This is a genomic window from Methylophilus sp. VKM B-3414, assembly GCF_032248435.1.
GTDB classification, from domain to species: Bacteria; Pseudomonadota; Gammaproteobacteria; order Burkholderiales; family Methylophilaceae; genus Methylophilus; species Methylophilus glucosoxydans.
Genome location: NZ_JAVTLI010000011.1, coordinates 53,965 through 73,510 on the forward strand (window position 1 = coordinate 53,965; position 19,546 = coordinate 73,510).

The following is a 19,546-nucleotide window of genomic DNA, read 5'->3' on the forward strand; positions in this document are numbered from 1 at the left end:
CCAAAGGGTCAGAGGCATTTGAAGGCGCTTAGGCCCAAAGTGAGGCTGGCTCTCAAATCTTCGATTGGCAAGGCAAGAGCATTCTAGGAATTGGCGCCACACGGTCTGCTTTTGAGACTTTGAGTAATGAGTTTCAGCCTAAAAAGCTGGATGGTTTGGTTGAATAAAAAGGCTATTCATTTGCAGAAGCTCTGATCCAACAAGCATTCTGCAAATGAAGCTTAAAAGCTAAATGTTCTAACCCTTCGGAATCAGAACAGCACTCATCGTATGAATCACGCCGTTATCAGCATTGATTTCATCACCAATGACTTTGACGTTTTCCACTTTTACGCCATCAGTCACAGTGAGTTTCAAGTCAGCGCCCTCTAGCGATTTAACCTTGCCAGCACTCACGTCTGCAGAGGTAATTTTGCCTGGATAGATATGGTAGCTGAGCACTTTTTTGAGCTCGGTTGGGTTAGCCATTAACGCTTTAAGTTTTGCTTTAGGCAACTTGGCAAAGGCAGCATCGTTAGGGGCAAACAGGGTGATCGGGCCTTTTTCGTTGAGGGTGCTTTCCAGGCCGGCAGTTTTGACGGCTTGTAAAAAGGTTTTGAAGTTGCCTTCCTGATCTGCGGTTTGCAGCAATGTATCTGCATTAGCGTGATGGGTATAGCTGATGGCTAACAAGGTGAGTGCAAGTAGTTTGTTCATGCGTGTTCTCCAGAATTATTGTTTAACTGAAACTAAAGCGTGTATTACCGAGACTTTTAGCGGCTTGCGTGCTGCTGTCGTCGATGTGCTTACCTTAGCAAGCCAGCCTTACGCTTAACTTACCGGGGCATGGTCAAAACTTACAGCGAGCTGAACACCCGTGAAGCATGTGCGCAGGGATGATCAGTTGGGCAATGGTTATCGCAGCTTTAAAGCGAGATGTTCATAAACTCGTCATGCTGGCTTGGCAAGATCATGGCACCTTGTTGCGGAGCTTGCATGATGACGATGTTGATTGTGACGGACACTTTTCAGCAAACCAATGGCGTCTCTACGACCTATAAAAACCTGCGGCGGGTGGCCAAATCACGCAACTTGCGTTTTCGTGTTTTGCACCCTAGCCTGTATCGCTGGATACCGTTGCCGTTTTATCCTGAAATCCAGCTCAATATCCAACCCTTGCGCCTGTGGCGCACACTCAATCGCATCCAGCCTAAACAATTGCATATTGCCACCGAGGGCGTCATGGGCCTGGTGGCGCGCCACTGGTGCAAATCGCGCGGGATTGCGTTTACGACCTCCTATCACACGCGCTTTCCTGAGTACCTCGAATTAATGTGGCGGATCCCCGCACACTGGACCTATGCTTATTTACGCTGGTTTCACCAGGGTGCACATGCCACCTTTGTCACCACCGAAAGTATGCGCCAGACTTTGCAGACGCATGGATTCAAGCACTTGGTGATTTGGTCGCGGGGCGTCTCTGAACAGTTATTGAGCGTTGCGCAGCCGCCGGTGGCCGGACAAAAATTGCGCGTCTTGAACGTCGGCAGGGTGAGCCGTGAAAAAAACCTGGATGCGCTATGTGAGCATCAGGATACCTTTGACATCACCATCGCTGGCGATGGCCCTTATTTAAGCCAGCTCAAGCAAAAATACCCGCGCGTCAATTTTGTTGGCTATCAATATGGCAAGGCGCTTGCGGCGTTGTATGCACAGCATGATGTGTTTGCCTTCCCCTCCCGCACCGATACATTTGGCATTGTGATGATAGAGGCCATGTGCAACGGCCTGCCCGTGGCAGCATTTGATGTGACGGGCCCTAGAGATGTGATCAAACATGGCTTTTCAGGCATGTTGGTCGAGGATCTTGCGCAAGCCATCGTGCAGTGTTCATTGCTGGATAAGGAGGCGATACGCGAGCAGGCGCGCAGCCAGTGGAGCTGGGCGCATTGCTTTGAGACGTTTCAAAAGCACTATCCTGACCATAGCCCCTGTGTGCGCTCACAGCCTGCCACGACTAACGCAGAGATTGCATGACGAATCAGGGGGGATGGAGTAGAATTCCTGATTTAATTAGTCAGGCATTTCTGCGGGAACTCAAGGCATGGCCATCAGCGATATTGTGATTCAAAGCACGCTCAAACTGAGCATAGACCCCAATACTGGCAAGGACTTTGTCAGCAGCAAATCAATCAAAAATATACAAGTCAATGGCAATGATGTCAGCCTGGATGTGGTGCTAGGCTACCCTGCAGCGACACAACTGGACCTGATTCGCGCACAAATTACCGAGGCATTAAAAAGCATTGCCGAAATTGGCAAAATCACCGTCAATGTTGGCAGCCGCATTGTGGCGCATAGCGTGCAACGCGGCGTCAACTTGCTGCCTAACGTGAAAAACGTGATTGCCGTAGCATCTGGTAAAGGCGGCGTCGGCAAATCCACCACGTCAGTCAATCTGGCACTGGCCTTGGCTGCTGAAGGCGCCACCGTCGGCTTGCTCGATGCGGATATTTACGGGCCTAGCCAGCCACAGATGCTAGGCATTTCTGGCCGCCCGGATAGCGCCGATGGCAAGAGCATAGAACCCATGCGTGCGCATGGCATCCAGGCCATGAGCATCGGCTTTCTGGTCGATACCGACACACCCATGGTGTGGCGCGGCCCGATGGTGACCGGCGCTCTGGAGCAATTGCTGCGCGATACACGCTGGCAAGATCTGGATTACTTGGTGATTGACCTGCCTCCTGGCACCGGCGACATCCAGCTGACCCTGGCACAAAAAATTCCGGTCACCGGCGCGATTATCGTCACCACCCCGCAAGACATCGCCCTGCTCGACGCGCGCAAGGGTCTGAAAATGTTCGAAAAAGTCGGCATCCCGATTTTAGGCATTGTTGAAAACATGAGTACGCACATCTGCTCCAACTGCGGCCATGAAGAGCATATTTTTGGCGCAGGCGGCGGCGCCTTGATGGCTAAAGACTACAACGTGGAGTTGCTAGGCAGTTTGCCGCTGGATATCAATATCCGCATGCAGGCGGACGGCGGCCAGCCTACCGTAGTCGCCATGCCGGATGGCGCCATTGCAAAAACGTATAAAGAAATTGCACGCAAAGCAGCAAGCAAAATCGCCATTGCCAGCCTGGACCACAGTGCCAAGTTCCCCAACATCGTCATTCAAAATACATAATCAATCAAGCCGACAGACTGCAATGACCGCCAGTGAACATGAGATTGCAGAAACGCTGATCGGCAAGGATTATGACGCCATGGACGCGCACACCCAGCGCGTCGCCCGGCACCTGACCGAGCGCAGGCATGTGTCACGCAATACGGCAGATGAGAGTGACGGTAGCATGACCACCGCTCAAAGGGCCGCCGATGCTGTAGCTCGTTTTGGCGGCTCCTGGACGTTTATTTTTGTGTTTGCCCTGGTGCTGATCGCCTGGGTCGTGCTGAACTCGGTCATTTTGCTCAAATATGACCGTGCGTTTGACCCCTATCCTTATATTCTGCTCAATCTGTTTTTGTCTATGCTGGCCTCGATACAAGCCCCCATCATCCTGATGTCACAGAACCGGCAAGCAGAAATAGACCGCAAACATGCAGAGCATGACTATGAAGTGAACTTGAAAGCAGAACTGGAGATTTTGCTGCTGCATGAAAAAATGGATGGTTTGCGCGAGCAACAGTGGCAGGAACTCATAGACTTGCAGCAACAGCAGATTGGCTTGCTCGAGCAGTTACTGGCCGAGCAAAATAAAAAACCATCTTAGCGACAGCACGCACAGGGTGATAAAAAAAGCCACAAAGCGTTCTCTGCGTGGCCGTTATGTTCTCGGGAGCTTAAAACGATTTAGCTCAAAACCACACCAAAGCAATAGACATCCACGCCATTCGGTGACTGGATTAATGTCGCCGGAATCGCTACACCTTTACGCCAGTTATCCACCGCCTCCTGCTTGCCCGCACCCGTCACCAGGAACATGACCTCATGCGTATCGTTCAGCCGCTTTTGGCTAATCGTAATACGATCCGCGGGCGGTTTGGGCGAGTTAAACACTGGCACAGCATCGGCACTGTTATCAACCGCCTGGCCTGGGAATAAACTAGCAGTATGCCCATCTTCACCCAGCCCCAAAATCACCAGATCAAAGGTGCGCACGCCTTTAAGGATCTCGCTATAAGCCAGCGCGCCAGCCACATTGCCAAGCTCGGCCGGAATATCATGAATCTGACTTTCAGGAATCGCCACATGGCTTAACCAGGCATCGCGCGCCATTTTGCTGTTGCGATCCACATGATCGACTGGCAAACAACGGTCATCATTATGATAGACATGCCATTTGGACCAGTCGGCATCAGCTTTTGCCAACAACTGATACACCGCCTTGGGCGTACTGCCGCCTGCCAGCACAATCAGAAAACTGCCATGCTTGGCAATGGCGGCGTCAGCAGCCGCCAGAATTCTGTTAAGTGCTGCATGGTTGATTTCTTCCTGGGATTGAAACGTGTGCCAACGGGTTTGAGCATTCAAAGACATAGAAAACCTGTAAAAAACAATACAAAAAAGCTTGCGCAGCCTTTTAGACCGTGACTGCATTTGTTATAATTATAGCTGACTCGACATGATAATTCTGCAAAATTATCCGAAGCACTGATCGGGTTCATGCCATCCAAAAGATGGGTGTCTCTTAAACTATCCTCACACCATAGGAAAATCCGAATGAAATTAGCAATGATTGGCTTGGGCAAAATGGGCGGTAACATGGCTGCTCGCTTGCTGCGTCACAAAATTAACGTGGTTGGTTTTGACTTTAACACCGAATTCGTTAACAGACTGGTTAAAGAAGAAGGCCTGGAAGCAGCGACCTCCGTTGCGGATGCAGTTAGCAAACTCGAAGGCCAAAAAATTGTTTGGTTGATGTTGCCCGCTGGCGAAATCACCGAAAATCAAATCAAAGATTTGATCCCAATGCTGAACAAAGGCGACATCATCGTCGATGGCGGCAACTCAAACTATAAACATAGTCAGCGCCGTGGCGCAATGTTGGCCGAACATGGTATCGGCTTTATCGACTGTGGTACTTCCGGCGGCGTTTGGGGCCTGGATAACGGCTACTGCCTGATGTACGGCGGTGAAAAACAATATGCTGATGTATTGGCTCCATATGCACAGGCATTGACCCACGCGGATCGCGGCTGGGCACACGTTGGTCCTGTTGGGTCTGGTCACTTCACCAAAATGATCCACAACGGGATCGAATACGGCATGATGCAAGCCTTTGCTGAAGGTTTGGACCTGATCAAAGGTAAAGAAGAGTTCAACCTGGACTTGGCACAAATCACTGAACTGTGGCGTCATGGTTCTGTGGTACGCAGCTGGTTGCTCGACTTGACGGCTGAAGCACTCAAACAAGACCAAAGCCTGCAAGAAATTGCACCATACGTTGCTGACTCCGGTGAAGGCCGCTGGACCGTGGTTGAAGCGGTTGAGCAAGGTGTGGCAGCGCCAGTGTTGACCACTGCATTGCAAGCACGTTTCAGAAGCCAAGACTCAGAAGGCTACAGCTACAAGCTGCTGTCACTGATGCGTAATGCATTCGGTGGCCACTCAGTGAAAACCAAGTAAGTGATATAAGCCTCTCATCATGAGAGGCTTTTGCTTATTTGTTCATAGCCACATGCTGACATGACTAAGTTTAAGAACTTATTAGCGCTAGTCATAAACATATGGGAAAGGCCTGCCCTTTCCCGTTTACATTTTTATCTTAAGGTTAGAAATGACGAATAAAATTGATCCATGCACCCTGGTATTATTTGGCGCGAGTGGCAACCTTGCCCGCGTAAAATTGTATCCTGGTTTGTTCAGGCTAGACCTGCTGGGCCGCCTGCCTGATGACATGAAAATTATCGGCGTTGGCCGTCAAGTGGTTGATCTGGATGCCTGGCGTGCAGACATCAAATCCATGCTGGATACCAAATTCAAAAAAGGGTATGACCAGAAAGTCTTCGAGCGCTTTATCGCCCGTAACTTCTACCATGCCAACCCACCGACTGACCCAGACGCGTTCAACAAACTGAAAGCCACCCTGAGCGACGAAAAAGTATTTCCGCAGAACCTGGCTTACTTCCTCTCAGTACGTCCGGTAGACTTTGCACCAGTCGTTGAATCACTGGCCAATGTAGGCCTGACTCAGGAAGACAAATACTGGCGCCGCGTGGTGATCGAAAAACCATTCGGTACCGATCTGCCATCTGCCAAAGAACTGCAGGCTGCCATCACCAAGCACCTGAAAGAAAGCCAGATTTACCGTATCGACCACTACCTGGGCAAATCCGCGCTGCAAAACATCTTGCTGCAACGCTTTACCAATACCGTGTTAGAGCCGATCTGGAACAACCAGTACATTGACCACGTGCAAATCACCAACACCGAAATGCTGGGTGTAGGCGACCGTACGCAGTTCTACGACAGCACAGGTGCTCTGCGCGATATGTTGCAAAGCCATATTCTGCAAACCTTGGCACTGACCGCCATGGAGCTGCCAAAAGACCTGTCACCGGAAGGCGTACGTGACGCTAAAATCAAGTTGCTGGAGCAGATTCGCCCTATCCCAGTCAACGAACTGGAAAAGCATGCTTTCCGCGCGCAATACAGTGCCGGTGAAATCAATGGCGAAAAAGTGCCTGGCTACCTCGAAGAACTGGGCAACAATGACAGCGTGGTAGAAACCTATGCTGCCTTGAAACTGTTTATTGATAACCCACGCTGGAAAGGGGTGCCTTTCTACATCCGCACCGCCAAGCGCCTGCACGAAGCCGATACGCGTATTGCTATCCGCTTCAAAAAAGCGCCATTGCAAATCAATGACCAGGACCAAAACTGGCTCATCATCGGCATCCAGCCACGTGAGTGCATCAAGCTCGAAATCCAGTCCAAGATTCCTGGCCTGGATGTACAAACCCGTACCATCCAGCTAGATGCGGCCAACCGTTGGGACGCAGACGACTCCGTAGATGCTTACGAGGCCTTACTGCTGAACCTGATGCAAGGTGACAACTCCAACTACCTGCATATTTCTGAAGCCGAAGCACAATGGCGCCTGGTGGATCCAGTCGTGAAAGCCTGGGCAGAAGACAAGCGTCCGGTCCATCAGTACCCTGCCGGTAGCCGTGATCCAATCGAGTCCAAAGTGATTTTTGAAGCGGAAGATCAGTTCTGGCGCTACAGCATTGAATTAGGCGGCGATAAGTAAACCTTGGGGGCTCATGCCTCCCCGGTGGATTAATTCGCCTCAAAGCCAAAAAAATTTGCAAATTTAACTGTAATTGTTGTTATTATTTGCACTCACTAAAAGCGGAGTTTAAACTCCGCTTTTTTCTCTTTATTGCATGCGTTGATGACGCAAATGACTGGATATCGTAATGAGCATTAAGTCTGATAAATGGATACGCAGGATGGCTGAACAACACGGCATGATCGAGCCGTTCGAGCCCACGCTGGTCCGCGAGGTGAATGGTCAAAAAATCGTGTCTTACGGCACCTCCTCTTACGGCTACGATATCCGTTGTGCGGATGAATTCCGCGTGTTCACCAACATCAATAGCACCATTGTCGACCCCAAGGCATTTGACCCACAGTCTTTTGTCGAGGTCTCAGGCAAAGGCTATTGCGTCATTCCTCCCAACTCGTTTGCACTGGCACGTACGGTCGAATATTTCCGCATCCCGCGTTCCGTGTTAACGATTTGCCTAGGCAAGTCCACGTATGCGCGCTGCGGCATTATTGTCAATGTGACACCGTTTGAACCTGAGTGGGAAGGCTATGTAACGCTGGAGTTTAGTAACACGACGCCGTTGCCAGCCAAGATTTATGCAGGTGAAGGCTGTGCACAAGTGCTGTTCCTGGAGTCTGATGAAGTCTGTGAAACCAGTTATAAAGACCGTGGTGGCAAATACCAAGGTCAAATTGGTGTCACATTACCAAAGATATAATCACACTCTTGAACACAATCAGAACATTTCACCACAGAGGCACAGGGTTAAGCGATAACTTTCCCTGTGCCTCTGTGTCTTAAGCGGTAAAAGGATTCCTTTATGAAATTTAGATTTCCCATTGTGATTATTGACGAAGATTTTCGCTCGGAAAACTCGTCTGGCCTGGGCATCCGGGTGTTGGCCAAAGCGATTGAAGACGAAGGTCTGGAGGTGCTTGGTGTGACCAGCTACGGCGACCTCACCTCTTTCGCGCAGCAGCAAAGCCGTGCCTCGGCGTTTATCCTGTCAATTGACGATGAGGAAATCGTTGAAGAGAAACCAGAAGCCATCGAGCAACTGCGTAATTTTGTACAGGAAATCCGTTACCGTAACGAAGAGATTCCGATCTTTTTGCATGGCGAGACCCGCACCAGCCGCCACATTCCAAACGATGTGCTGCGTGAGTTGCACGGCTTTATCCATATGAATGAAGACACGCCTGAGTTTGTGGCGCGCCTGATTATCCGCGAAGCCAAAGCCTACCTGGATAGCCTGCCACCACCCTTCTTCAAGGCATTGACCCATTACGCGGCTGACGGCTCCTACTCCTGGCACTGCCCTGGTCACTCCGGTGGCGTTGCCTTCCTGAAATCACCTGTCGGGCAGATGTTCCACCAGTTTTTTGGCGAGAACATGCTGCGTGCAGACGTGTGTAATGCGGTGGATGAATTAGGCCAATTACTGGATCATACCGGCCCGGTGGCCGCCTCTGAGCGTAACGCTGCGCGCATTTACAACTGTGATCACCTCTATTTTGTCACTAACGGCACCTCAACCTCGAACAAGATCGTCTGGAACTCCACCGTCGCGCCTGGTGACATCGTGGTGGTTGACCGTAACTGCCATAAATCCGTATTGCACTCCATCATCATGACCGGGGCGGTGCCGGTATTCCTGATGCCAACGCGTAACCACTTTGGCATTATCGGCCCGATTCCGAAAAGCGAGTTTGCCTGGGAAAATATCCAGAAGAAAATCGAACGCAACCCGTTTGCCACCGACAAAAACGCCAAGCCACGCGTACTGACCATCACGCAATCCACCTATGACGGCGTGCTGTACAACGTTGAAGAAATCAAGGAAATGCTGGATGGCAAGATCGACACTCTGCACTTTGATGAAGCCTGGCTGCCACACGCGACCTTCCATGACTTTTATGGTGACTACCACGCGATTGGCGCAGACCGCCCACGCTGTAAAGAATCCATGGTGTTCTCCACCCAGTCCACGCACAAACTGCTGGCTGGCCTAAGCCAGGCCTCGCAGATTCTGGTACAGGATGCTGACCAGAACCGCCTGGACCGCGATGTGTTCAACGAAGCCTATCTGATGCATACCTCTACCAGCCCGCAATACTCGATTATTGCCAGCTGTGACGTGGCTGCCGCCATGATGGAAGCCCCAGGCGGTACCGCCCTGGTAGAAGAATCCCTCAAAGAAGCCCTGGACTTCCGCCGCGCCATGCGTAAGGTGGACGAAGAATGGGGCACCGACTGGTGGTTTAAAGTCTGGGGCCCGACCGATTTGTCAGAAGACGGCCTGGAAGAACGAGACGCCTGGATGCTGAAAGCCAACGAGCGCTGGCACGGCTTTGGCAACCTGGCCGAAGGCTTTAACATGCTGGACCCGATCAAAGCCACCATCATCACGCCCGGGCTGGATGTAGATGGTGAATTCTCAGAAGAATTCGGCATCCCGGCAGCGATTGTGACCAAGTACCTGGCTGAACACGGCGTGATCGTTGAGAAAACCGGTCTCTACTCGTTCTTTATCATGTTTACCATCGGCATTACCAAAGGCCGCTGGAACACCATGGTCGCCGCGTTACAACAGTTTAAAGACGACTATGACAAAAACCAGCCATTATGGAAAGTGCTGCCGGAATTTGTGCAGAAGCATCCACGCTATGAACGTGTCGGCCTCAAAGATTTGTGTACACAAATTCATGAAGTCTACAAAGCCAATGACGTCGCCCGCCTGACTACAGAAATGTATCTGTCTGACATGGTGCCAGCCATGAAACCAACTGACGCCTTCTCAAAAATGGCCCACCGCAAAATTGAGCGCGTGGCCATTGATGAGCTCGAAGGCCGCGTGACAGCTGTGCTCTTAACCCCCTACCCGCCAGGTATTCCACTGCTGATTCCAGGTGAACGCTTTAACAAGGTCATTGTGAACTACCTCAAATTTGCACGCGAATTCAACGAGAAATTCCCGGGCTTTGAGACCGATAACCATGGCCTGGTGAAGCAAGTCGTGGATGGTAAAGCCGTGTATTACGTGGATTGTGTGCAGCAGGAAGATTAGCTCTTTAGCTTCACTCAGCTGTTTTTTTACTGAGCTTTCTTTTTTGTGAGCTTCAGCAAAGGCAACTTAATGGTTGCCTTTGCTATTTTACCGAGACCTCTGTTTCGCCTGTGAGCTAGTCACCTTTCTTTGCGTACATTGAACAAGGTTGTATTAGGCATTAACAGGATGGGTGAATGATTTATTTCGCCTTTTAGGCGACCGTTCTTTCTTATGCTTGTCCAGAAGAAAGAAGGCAAAGAACAAGAGACCCTAGCTTCCGCTTGTTTCCTGCGTTGCTCGCCAAAACAAGCGGTCACGAAACTCGACCTGGCAGCTCACAAAATACGTGAGCTGGTGCGGGACTCGAACAGTCGCTCCCTTCTTCCTTACTTTGGCTGCGCTACTCGGCGTGGCAGATAGGGGCCCGAAAACCCATGAGCGCCACCGTTTGTGGGCTAAAAGGAAAAGAATTTGAATTTTTGAACGGTCCAAATTTCAACAGTGTGATTTTGATGAGATAAATCCCATCCCATCACGCTGAGTAGCGCAGACGAAGTGGGGGATGTCGGCCATCGGCTGTTCGAGTTCCGCGGTGGCTTGCGTTTTGTGCAAGCCGCTAGGGCGAGTTTCGATGGACGCCCACTTTGTTGATAACTAAGACTTCAGCGCAGTCTGTTACGGCGTAGGCTAACTTGCGCAGCAATGTTAAGCGTAGCGGCCGTAGCCAACAACGCAAGGCCGCCGTCAGGCCGTGATGGCTGGGTGCCCTCCTCTTTGGCTACGGCCGCCACTTTGTGGCTTAACCTAAAGGTTAGCCTACGCCGCAACACTCCGTTAGTTGTGGTTACTTTCTGTAGGACAAGCAACAGAAAGTAACTCGCCTACAGGCGAAAAAGAAAGGTGGAATTCCGTAAATATCTAAGAAGACTTGCAGCAAATTCAATACGCGCTCTTCAATTTTAATCAGATTAGTATTAACCTTGCATGAATTCGGCCTACGCCGGAATGACGAAAAACTGGACTAACTTGGATTGAGATTAAGCATCGAAAAAACAATAACCTTATTCTTTTGTCGATGCATCAAGCCAAAGGCTTCTATCATCGCCGCTGATAAACCATATCACTATAATGCAAGCCATTCTCCGAGGTATGCCCTTCCTCACTCACCAATTCCCACTCATGCATCTCGATTTCCGGGAAAAATGCATCGCCGCCGACATGAGCATATACCCGCGTAATGTATAGCCGCGTGACATAAGGCAGGCCCTGTGCATACAACTCCGCGCCGCCAATCAGAAAGGGTTCTTCATCACTGGCACAGGCTGCAAGCGCTTGTGGCAGTGAATGTACAACCTTGGCTCCTTCAACCGCGTATTCAGTATCGCGAGTGACGACTACCGTGGTGCGTCCGGGCAACAAGCGACCCAGCGACTCATAGGTTTTGCGGCCCATAATAATGTGGTGGCCCATGGTCAGTTGTTTGAAGCGCTTGAGGTCTTCGGGCAGGTGCCAAGGCAACTGATTATTGTGACCAATGACACGGTTGTCTGCATGGGCGACGATCAGGGAAAGGGCTTGCATGGTGATACTCACTAAAAAGCCGACAGGCGCTTGAGGTCACGAATGATGGCCTCGCTATGCCCGTCAGGGTTGACGTTGCTGTAGGACTCGGCAACGACGCCTTGTGGGTCAAGAATAAAGGTCATGCGCTTGGCGGCCTGGAAGACGACAAGGTTAAACAAGGCGCCATAGGCATCAGCCACCTGACCATTGCTGTCTGCCAGCAACGGAAAAGACAAGCGGTGTTTTTGCGCAAATGCGGCATGGCTGGCAACGGTATCGACACTGATACCTACCACCTCGGCACCCAGGGCATGGATCTGCTGGATATCATCCCTGAACTGGCAAGCTTCGCGCGTACAACCAGGCGTGTCATCTTTGGGATAAAAATAAAGCACCAGCCATTTACCCTGCCATTCGGAGAGTTGCCGCAGGTTTCCCTGGGCATCTGGCAGACTGAATGCAGGCGCTTTCATGCCGACGCTGACACGTGTAGAAGGCTGCTGATATTGGCGATAGCCCCAGACGGCTAACCAGAACAACAGGCCGTACATGATCAGTTTGATCAGCATTGAGTTTCCTTTCTTTGGGTAAATGACATTCAGGTCGTTGACGCTGACAGCTGCTTATTGTACCTTAATCCGCCATCCATCCATTTAAGGTCGCCCGCAATCGCTTGAAGTGTTGCCAGTTATCCCATGAACAATGAAGCCATTGCAAAACTGCTGAAACTGATTGCTGCCGATCCGCAGAAGTGGGATGCCTATCAGAAGCTAGCAGGCCTAATGCTGCAAAACCAGGAGTTTCATGCGGCTGAGCAATATTTGCTGCAAGCGATCAGTCTGCGGCCTGACCTGCTGGAACTGCGGGTGCAGCTAGGCAACCTGCATATGCGCACGCAACAGTTCAAGGCGGCGCATGAGTGCTACAAACAAGCCATTGCCCTGGATGCCAAACAGGCACAGCTTTATTACCTGGATGCACGCGCACTGAAAAACCTGGGCAGAACGCAAGAAGCCATTTTGCGCCTGCGTACCGCCATCAAGCTTGACCCGCAACGACTGCCCGCTTTTACCGAATGTACTGACCTGATGCTGCAACTGCAGCAAGTCGACCAGGCAGCCAATGTTTTACGACAGGCAGTGGCGGCACATCCGGAGCATGCCCATTTTCACTATCGTCTGGGGGTGTTATGCATGCAACTGCAACAGACTGGCGATGCGCTGTTATGCATGAACGAGGCGATCCGCATACAGCCTGACTTTGCCGATGCCTATCATCAGCGCGCCTTGATTCTGCAATCACAGGGCAAGCCACAAGAGGCCGTGCTAAGTTTTGATGAAGCCATCCGCTATCAACCAAATTTGCATTTACCCTACAACAACCGTGGCGTAGTATTATGCCAGCTGGGGAAGTACACTGAAGCGATTGCCGATTTCCGCCTGGCCTTGCAGTTGAACCCTGGGTATGCGGCTGCCCAATGCCACCTGGGCTTGGCGCTGTATGAAAACAGGCAGCACGATGAGGCTTACGCCTGCCTGGAGACGGCGCTTAAATTGGCGCCGAATCATGCACAAGCCAGATATACCATGAGTATGCTGCGATTGGCACGCGGAGAATTCGAAGCCGGCTGGCCGCTGTATGCGGCGCGTTTTCAAGTGCTTGCGGACAAACACCGGCCAGATTTAAACTTGTTATGGTCATCGGCAGGCGCTCTGGTCGGCAAAACCATTCTGATCTGGGCCGAGCAGACGTTGAGCGACACCCTGCAATATTGCCGTTACCTGCCTATGGTTCAAGCCTGCAAACCTAACCATCTGGTATTGGCCGTCCCTGAGGCCTTATTTGACTTGTTTAATGAGTATTGGGCGCATGATGCGACGATTCTGGTCGTTTGCCAGGATGGACGTAGCCTGCCGCATTTTGACGTATTCTGCCCCATGCTGAGCTTGCCAGCGGTGTTTAACACGCAACTGGATACGATACCGGCCGGCTTGCCTTATCTGGGGGTAGAGGCACGCCACAGTGAACCCTGGCAACAATTACTGGGGCCTGGCCGTCGGTTGCGCATCGGGCTCAACTGGTGTGGCGAGGCGACGAACAAATATGATCAGTGGCGCAGTATTCCGCTGTTTCTGATGGCGCCTCTGCTGAATATGGAAGTCGAATGGCACAGCTTGCAAAAAGAGTTCAGGCGCGAAGACCATATCATGCTCAAACGGTTTCCCATGCTGGAATGTCATCACCCGGAATTAATAAACTTCACCGCCACTGCGGGGCTGATCATGCAAATGGATCTGGTGATATCAGTCGACACGGCCGTCGCGCATTTGGCTGCGGCCTTAGGCAAAGAGGTCTGGTTATTACTGCCGCAACATGCGCATTTCCGCTGGTTACAACAGCGCGAAGACAGTCCGTGGTATCCAGGCATGCGCCTGTTCAAACAAGGGGATGACGAAGCCTGGGAGCAAGTGATTGACCGGATACATCAGGCCGTCACCGATATGCTGGCCCAGCGTCATGAGCGCCTGATCGCAAGCGAACAAGCCGCACAAGATTAATGTTGTGGCACGCCGACGATATGTTTGACGCGCTCAACATCAACATGCAGCAACTCGGCAATATCTTTGTAGTCATCGGGCAAGGCGGCGTTATCCCAGCCGTCGGCAGAATGTCTGGCCAGATTCACGGCTAACTGCACATTACGCACCCTGGGCAGGTCTGCGCGCGCTTCGTCCATCAGGTCACTGAGCAATGGCGGCAAGTTAAAGACCTGCACCAGCTCGGCCTGTAACTCCAGTAATCTGAAACCCAGCACCTCTTGTTGAACGACCCGGCTACGCAAGGTTTTATCTGCATCCTGGCGCTGGCTGATTTCGCCCATCGCATCCGGGTTAAAGCACCACATGAGCATTTCGGCAAAATCATGCAGCGAGGCTGCCACCCTCACCTCTTCTGCGTGCAAATCCATCAAATGCGAGGCAAACTCTGCGGAAAAATAACCGGCACGGTGAGCCCGTATCATGAGCTTGAGCAAATCGATCAAGGCGGACATATGTTCATGCAACACATCCTCCACATGCGGAACGGTAGGAATCTGCGCGAAAAACGTGCCAGTGCCCATCATGATAATTGCCTGCTCGACCTGCACCAGGTCCTGTAACTGATGACGGCTGCGATGATTATTGGCGTACGCCAACACCTTGAACATCATGAGCGGATCATTAATGACCACACGGGTAATGTCACGGGCGCCCGTTTCATCTTCACGCGCCTGTAATTGAGCGATCTCTCTAGCCGTCTGCCGCAAGACCGGAATCTCTGCCGCCTTAAAAAAAGCCACCCAATCTTTAACGGTGCGGTTGGCTCTTGCTTCGGTGAGTGTCACCATAAGTGTGCTCCAGCTAAAATCATGCCCGAGTATAAATCATTGCCATCAAGTGTCATGTCGGGATCAATTACACTAATGCCAGTCAGTTTCTTTTATGACTCAACTCTATTAACGGCGTTCTTGCGCATTCCTTGAGCGAAGTAGGCCAAACATCATGACTGCTATGTGTCTATGTTAGAATGTTGTTTTAGTTAATGATTCCGAAAGCCTGTCTGGAAAACGGATTAACGTAAGAGCGGTCACTCGTTTATGGCAATTGTTCTGCATACCCCCGAAGAAATTGAAAAAATGCGCATCGCAGGTCGTTTGGCCTCAGAAGTGCTGGATTACATCACACCGTTTGTCGTGGCGGGGGTGACCACCAACAAACTGGACCAGCTTTGCCATGATTACATCGTCAATGTACAGCAAGCGATCCCGGCCCCATTAAACTATGCACCAGATGGCCATGCACCCTACCCCAAGTCTATTTGCACCTCGATTAACCAGCAAATCTGCCATGGGGTCCCTAGCGAAAAAGAGCTTAAAAATGGCGATATCGTCAATCTGGACATCACAGTCATTAAAGACGGCTATCATGGCGATACGTCACGCATGTTTATGGTCGGCAGTGTCTCACCACAGGCCAAGCGGCTGTGCGACCTCACCTACCAAGCCATGTGGCGCGGCATAGAAAAGGTCAAGCCTGGTAACACGTTGGGCGATATTGGCTATGCGATTCAGTCATTTGCAGAAAAAAATGGCTACAGCATTGTGCGTGAATTCTGCGGACATGGCATCGGCAAAAAATTTCATTGCGAGCCCCAAGTGTTGCATTATGGCAAACCCGGGGCAGGTTTGACGCTCAAGCCTGGCATGATTTTTACCATCGAACCCATGATCAATGCTGGCCGCCGCGACATCAAATTCATGCCGGATGGCTGGACCGTGGTCACCAAGGACCGTAGCTTGTCGGCACAATGGGAGCATACCGTACTCGTCACTGAAGAGGGCTTTGAAATCATGACCGTCTCAGCGGGTACGCCAGCCCGGCCCACGCTCTAAGGCACGCATGTCGATGGTCAGTCCCGCATGACAGTCATTGGCAAGGAACATCTCAAGCATTGGCGAGCGTCAGTGCAACTGACACGTCAACAACTGGCCGATGCTTATCTGGCCAAGCCGCAAGCCAAACGCCTGCTACAACAACATACGCGCTCACTCGATCTACTGCTTAAACAGATTTGGCAGGCTTATGCCCTGCCAGACAGTGCTTGCCTGGTTGCGGTCGGCGGCTATGGCCGTGGCGATATGTTTCCCTACTCGGACATTGATTTGCTGATCCTGATGCCGGAAAACAGCGATGCTGCGCTACAGACGCTGGTTGAATCGCTGATTGGCACCTTGTGGGATATTGGTCTCAATATCGGTCATAGCGTGCGCAGCCTCAAAGAGTGCCTGGACGAAGCGCAGCTGGATGTCACCATCATGACCAACCTGCTGGAAGCCCGCTGGCTGAGCGGAGACAAAAAAACTTTCCAGTCCCTGACGCAGTTACTGCATGCACAGCTGGACCAAGCCCGTTTTTTTGCTGAAAAACTGCGTGAGCAACAAATCCGTCATGCCAAATTTCATGACACGGCTTACAACCTAGAACCCAATGTCAAAGAGAGTCCAGGCGGCCTCAGGGATTTGCATATGGTTCTTTGGGTCGCGCAAAGCCAGGGCTTGGGCAGTGATTGGAACGCGCTTGCCCAGGCGGGGTTATTAAGCCGGCATGAAGCCATTCAACTCAAAAAACACGAACGTTTGCTGCAAAATCTGCGCATCCGCCTGCACCTGATGGCCAAGCGTCGGGAAGACCGCCTGGTATTCGACTTTCAAAACACGCTGGCGGAGCAGATGGGCTATGAGACCAATCCGCAAAAACGTGCCAGCGAACAGTTAATGCAAGGCTTTTACCGGAGTGCCAAAGCGGTCATCATAGAAAATGAAGTCCTGCTCAAATTACTGCATGCACGCATTCAGCCAGAAACCAAGCCGCCGCAAGCATTAACAGAAGACTTTAGCCTGTCTCAGGGCTTGCTAAGTGCAAATGCGCCAGACCTGTTTCAACGCAAGCCAGAAACCATCTTGCAATGTTTTCAACTCCTGCAACAATACCCGGAAATTACCGGCTTTAGTGCGCCGCTCGTACGTGCATTGCAGGCGGCACAGCCGCTGATCAACCATCAATTCAGACAACGCGCCAATCACAAAGCCTTGTTCCTGCAAATTTTGCACAGCCGCGAAGGTGTGCACCGCAGCCTGCGGCGCATGAACCGTTATGGCATCCTCGGCCGCTATATCCCGGTATTTGGCCGCGTCATCGCACAAATGCAGCATGATCTGTTTCATGTCTATACGGTAGATGAGCACACGCTGAATGTCTTGCGCAACCTCAGACGCTTTGCCAAACCCGATTTGAGACACGAATTTCCGCTGTGCAGCCAACTATTTAATGCATTTAGCCAGCCACATTTACTCTATCTGGCAGCCATTTTTCACGACATTGCCAAAGGCCGTGGCGGCGATCATTCGCTGCTGGGCACCCTGGACGCGCGCCGATTCTGCAAACAACATGGCTTAAGCAAAACGGATACAGAGCTAGTCGCTTGGCTGGTTGAGGCACACCTAAAACTGTCCAGTACGGCACAAAAAAGTGATTTATCTGACCCCGATGTGATTGAAGCCTTTGCGCATCTGGTGGGGACAGAATATCGCCTGACAGCGTTGTACTTACTGACGGTGGCCGACATTCGTGGCACCAGCCCGAATGTGTGGAATGCGTGGAAGGCCAAACTGCTCGAGAGCCTATTTTTGCAAACGCGGCGAGTGCTGCAACAATCACTGAATACCGAAGCCCAGCTCAGCTTACGCAAGCAGGAAGTGTTGCAAAAACTCAGCAGCTTCAACCTCAAAGAGTCTTCCGTGGCAGCCCTGTGGCAAGCCTTTGGCAATGGCTATTTCAGTCGTTTTGACAGTGATGAAATCGCCTGGCAAAGCCGATTACTGATTCCGCATCTCAATACCGAACAAGCCATTGTGCGTGCCCGGCTCAGCCCCAAAGGCGACGGCATTCAGGTGATGATCTACAGCCGAGATCAAAAAGAGATTTTTGCCCGTATCTGCCATTTTTTTGACAGCATGCAATACAACATTGTACAGGCCAAGATTTACACCACCGCTCACGGCTATGCCCTGGATAACTTTATTGTGCTGGAACCTGAAACACGGCAGATCAGCTATAACGGCTTATTGAAGCATATTGAACAAGGGTTGAATACGCAATTGATCAGCCATGAGGCGATTCCCGCGCCAATTCGCGGCCGGGTCAGCAGGCAAGTCAAACATATGCCGATTAGCACGCAAGTGAGTTTTAAAGCCGTGCCCAATCCACAGGACGCAGACCAGCCTTTTCAACAGCTGGATATCATCGCCAATGACCGCCCAGGATTATTGGCCAGTATGGCGCTGATTTTTCAGCAACATGGCATTGCATTACATAATGCCAAAATCAACACCTTAGGCAACCGGGTAGAAGATAGTTTTTTAATCTCAAACTGCCATGGGTCTATGCTCGATGAAGCACAGTTAGATGATCTCAAATCTGCATTGAACACGCTTTGATAGTGGTCTTAAGACAAGCAAAAAGCCCTTGGCAAGCAATGCCAAGGGCTTTTTGTAGAAGTTCCATCACTTATAGTTGTCGACGCCGTACGGCAATCAAACCCAGCCCAGCCAACAACAATGCAAGATTTTCAGGCTCAGGCACTGGGGTTGTCACCAAATTTAAAATCACTTTTGAACCCGCTGTAAAAGAGACATTCTCCCAATTCAGGCCGACTTGATTATCATTAAAAGTGAAGCTGAGATCTGTAGTTTGGAAAGACTGTGAGTCATAGGTCACACTAGTAATGCGATCTGCGCCCGTAAAGCTCAACAAATTACCACTGTTGATTACAATCCCATTGCTGGTATAGGACGGTGCTGAATAATCAAAAAAACTATCTTTAAGAAAGGTATAAGTAATTTGGTTATCTGTCACACTAACGTTAAAAGAACCAAATACCAAATCTGCGGAGGTACCCACTGCATTGAATGTGGTGGCTGAGTTGCCAAAAGCATAAGCTCCGCCGTTGTAGTAGTATGTAGAACTTACCGTACTCCCATTGAGTCCGGCATAAGCACCGGAAGAGAATATCAAAGCTGCCATTGCGAGAACTGAAGCGATCTTCATATGCTAACCTCACCAAATAATTAATT

Annotated in this window: 16 protein-coding genes; 10 read left to right on the forward strand and 6 right to left on the reverse strand. The window is 51.0% G+C overall.

Annotated elements, in window-relative coordinates; genetic code table 11:
• Positions 1–237: 237 nt before the first annotated feature.
• On the reverse strand, positions 238–696 hold the full coding sequence (locus Q9292_RS11350) for a fasciclin domain-containing protein (RefSeq protein WP_313988106.1): 459 nt from the start codon (positions 694–696) through the stop codon (positions 238–240).
• 279 nt (positions 697–975) lie between these two features.
• Between Q9292_RS11350 and Q9292_RS11355 the strand changes: the two genes are divergently transcribed.
• The 3 genes from Q9292_RS11355 (at position 976) to Q9292_RS11365 (ending at position 3,758) form a co-directional block, all read left to right on the forward strand.
• The gene (locus Q9292_RS11355; RefSeq protein ID WP_313988108.1) at positions 976–2,016 is read left to right on the forward strand and encodes a glycosyltransferase family 1 protein; all 1,041 of its coding nucleotides are present in this window, start codon (positions 976–978) and stop codon (positions 2,014–2,016) included.
• A gap of 67 nt (positions 2,017–2,083) precedes the next feature.
• Positions 2,084–3,172: an iron-sulfur cluster carrier protein ApbC gene (apbC, locus tag Q9292_RS11360; protein WP_313988111.1), complete on the forward strand. Its 1,089-nt coding sequence runs from the start codon at positions 2,084–2,086 to the stop codon at positions 3,170–3,172.
• Between the two features lie 22 nt (positions 3,173–3,194).
• Entirely contained in the window at positions 3,195–3,758 is a 564-nt protein-coding gene (locus Q9292_RS11365; protein ID WP_313988113.1) for a DUF1003 domain-containing protein, read from the forward strand.
• Positions 3,759–3,838: 80 nt separating this feature from the next.
• Here Q9292_RS11365 and pgl read toward each other — a convergent pair whose 3' ends face one another.
• Entirely contained in the window at positions 3,839–4,525 is a 687-nt protein-coding gene (gene pgl, locus Q9292_RS11370; RefSeq protein ID WP_313988115.1) for a 6-phosphogluconolactonase, read from the reverse strand.
• A gap of 183 nt (positions 4,526–4,708) precedes the next feature.
• Between pgl and gnd the strand changes: the two genes are divergently transcribed.
• The 4 genes from gnd to Q9292_RS11390 all read left to right on the forward strand — a co-directional run bounded on the left by gnd (position 4,709) and on the right by Q9292_RS11390 (position 10,329).
• Positions 4,709–5,614, forward strand: a complete 906-nt coding sequence (gene gnd, locus Q9292_RS11375; RefSeq protein ID WP_194747997.1) for a phosphogluconate dehydrogenase (NAD(+)-dependent, decarboxylating) — start codon at positions 4,709–4,711, stop codon at positions 5,612–5,614.
• 151 nt (positions 5,615–5,765) lie between these two features.
• On the forward strand, positions 5,766–7,241 hold the full coding sequence (gene zwf / locus Q9292_RS11380; protein ID WP_194747999.1) for a glucose-6-phosphate dehydrogenase: 1,476 nt from the start codon (positions 5,766–5,768) through the stop codon (positions 7,239–7,241).
• A gap of 169 nt (positions 7,242–7,410) precedes the next feature.
• The gene (gene dcd / locus Q9292_RS11385) at positions 7,411–7,980 is read left to right on the forward strand and encodes a dCTP deaminase (RefSeq protein WP_275355635.1); all 570 of its coding nucleotides are present in this window, start codon (positions 7,411–7,413) and stop codon (positions 7,978–7,980) included.
• 102 nt (positions 7,981–8,082) lie between these two features.
• Positions 8,083–10,329 carry an arginine/lysine/ornithine decarboxylase gene (locus Q9292_RS11390; RefSeq protein ID WP_194748003.1) on the forward strand — a complete coding sequence of 749 codons (2,247 nt, stop codon included), beginning with the start codon at positions 8,083–8,085 and terminating at the stop codon, positions 10,327–10,329.
• 1,080 nt (positions 10,330–11,409) lie between these two features.
• On the opposite strand, the gene Q9292_RS11395 is transcribed toward Q9292_RS11390, so the two are convergent.
• Positions 11,410–11,892, reverse strand: coding sequence for a dihydrofolate reductase (locus Q9292_RS11395; protein ID WP_313988121.1), 483 nt, complete (start codon positions 11,890–11,892; stop codon positions 11,410–11,412).
• 11 nt (positions 11,893–11,903) lie between these two features.
• A complete protein-coding gene (locus Q9292_RS11400) occupies positions 11,904–12,443 on the reverse strand; it encodes a peroxiredoxin (protein WP_313988124.1) in 540 nt (179 codons plus the stop codon).
• Positions 12,444–12,569: 126 nt separating this feature from the next.
• On the opposite strand from Q9292_RS11400, the gene Q9292_RS11405 reads away from it, so the two are divergent.
• Positions 12,570–14,432, forward strand: a complete 1,863-nt coding sequence (locus Q9292_RS11405; protein WP_313988127.1) for a tetratricopeptide repeat protein — start codon at positions 12,570–12,572, stop codon at positions 14,430–14,432.
• Here the strand turns inward: Q9292_RS11405 and Q9292_RS11410 are convergent.
• Positions 14,429–15,262 (reverse strand): HDOD domain-containing protein, encoded by an 834-nt coding sequence (locus Q9292_RS11410; protein ID WP_275355641.1) that lies wholly within the window; start codon positions 15,260–15,262, stop codon positions 14,429–14,431. The two genes, Q9292_RS11405 and Q9292_RS11410, sit on opposite strands and share 4 nt — an antisense overlap.
• Positions 15,263–15,511: 249 nt before the next feature.
• On the opposite strand from Q9292_RS11410, the gene map reads away from it, so the two are divergent.
• The gene (map, locus tag Q9292_RS11415) at positions 15,512–16,306 is read left to right on the forward strand and encodes a type I methionyl aminopeptidase (protein WP_313988133.1); all 795 of its coding nucleotides are present in this window, start codon (positions 15,512–15,514) and stop codon (positions 16,304–16,306) included.
• 27 nt (positions 16,307–16,333) lie between these two features.
• Complete coding sequence (locus Q9292_RS11420; RefSeq protein WP_313988135.1) at positions 16,334–18,910, forward strand: [protein-PII] uridylyltransferase; 2,577 nt, start codon at positions 16,334–16,336, stop codon at positions 18,908–18,910.
• A gap of 70 nt (positions 18,911–18,980) precedes the next feature.
• On the opposite strand, the gene Q9292_RS11425 is transcribed toward Q9292_RS11420, so the two are convergent.
• Positions 18,981–19,520 (reverse strand): PEP-CTERM sorting domain-containing protein, encoded by a 540-nt coding sequence (locus Q9292_RS11425; protein WP_313988137.1) that lies wholly within the window; start codon positions 19,518–19,520, stop codon positions 18,981–18,983.
• Between the last annotated feature and the right edge of the window lie 26 nt (positions 19,521–19,546).

What these genes read in the sequence shown, in the direction of transcription:
- Q9292_RS11365 (WP_313988113.1), top strand. Translation starts at nt 3,195, where the DNA reads ATGACCGCCAGTGAACATGAGATTGCAGAAACGCTGATCGGCAAGGAT.
- zwf (WP_194747999.1), top strand. Translation starts at nt 5,766, where the DNA reads ATGACGAATAAAATTGATCCATGCACCCTGGTATTATTTGGCGCGAGT.
- Q9292_RS11350 (WP_313988106.1), bottom strand. Translation starts at nt 696, where the DNA reads ATGAACAAACTACTTGCACTCACCTTGTTAGCCATCAGCTATACCCAT.
- Q9292_RS11400 (WP_313988124.1), bottom strand. Translation starts at nt 12,443, where the DNA reads ATGCTGATCAAACTGATCATGTACGGCCTGTTGTTCTGGTTAGCCGTC.
- Q9292_RS11410 (WP_275355641.1), bottom strand. Translation starts at nt 15,262, where the DNA reads ATGGTGACACTCACCGAAGCAAGAGCCAACCGCACCGTTAAAGATTGG.
- gnd (WP_194747997.1), top strand. Translation starts at nt 4,709, where the DNA reads ATGAAATTAGCAATGATTGGCTTGGGCAAAATGGGCGGTAACATGGCT.
- map (WP_313988133.1), top strand. Translation starts at nt 15,512, where the DNA reads ATGGCAATTGTTCTGCATACCCCCGAAGAAATTGAAAAAATGCGCATC.
- dcd (WP_275355635.1), top strand. Translation starts at nt 7,411, where the DNA reads ATGAGCATTAAGTCTGATAAATGGATACGCAGGATGGCTGAACAACAC.
- Q9292_RS11425 (WP_313988137.1), bottom strand. Translation starts at nt 19,520, where the DNA reads ATGAAGATCGCTTCAGTTCTCGCAATGGCAGCTTTGATATTCTCTTCC.
- Q9292_RS11405 (WP_313988127.1), top strand. Translation starts at nt 12,570, where the DNA reads ATGAACAATGAAGCCATTGCAAAACTGCTGAAACTGATTGCTGCCGAT.
- Q9292_RS11420 (WP_313988135.1), top strand. Translation starts at nt 16,334, where the DNA reads ATGACAGTCATTGGCAAGGAACATCTCAAGCATTGGCGAGCGTCAGTG.
- pgl (WP_313988115.1), bottom strand. Translation starts at nt 4,525, where the DNA reads ATGTCTTTGAATGCTCAAACCCGTTGGCACACGTTTCAATCCCAGGAA.
- Q9292_RS11355 (WP_313988108.1), top strand. Translation starts at nt 976, where the DNA reads ATGATGACGATGTTGATTGTGACGGACACTTTTCAGCAAACCAATGGC.
- Q9292_RS11395 (WP_313988121.1), bottom strand. Translation starts at nt 11,892, where the DNA reads ATGCAAGCCCTTTCCCTGATCGTCGCCCATGCAGACAACCGTGTCATT.
- apbC (WP_313988111.1), top strand. Translation starts at nt 2,084, where the DNA reads ATGGCCATCAGCGATATTGTGATTCAAAGCACGCTCAAACTGAGCATA.
- Q9292_RS11390 (WP_194748003.1), top strand. Translation starts at nt 8,083, where the DNA reads ATGAAATTTAGATTTCCCATTGTGATTATTGACGAAGATTTTCGCTCG.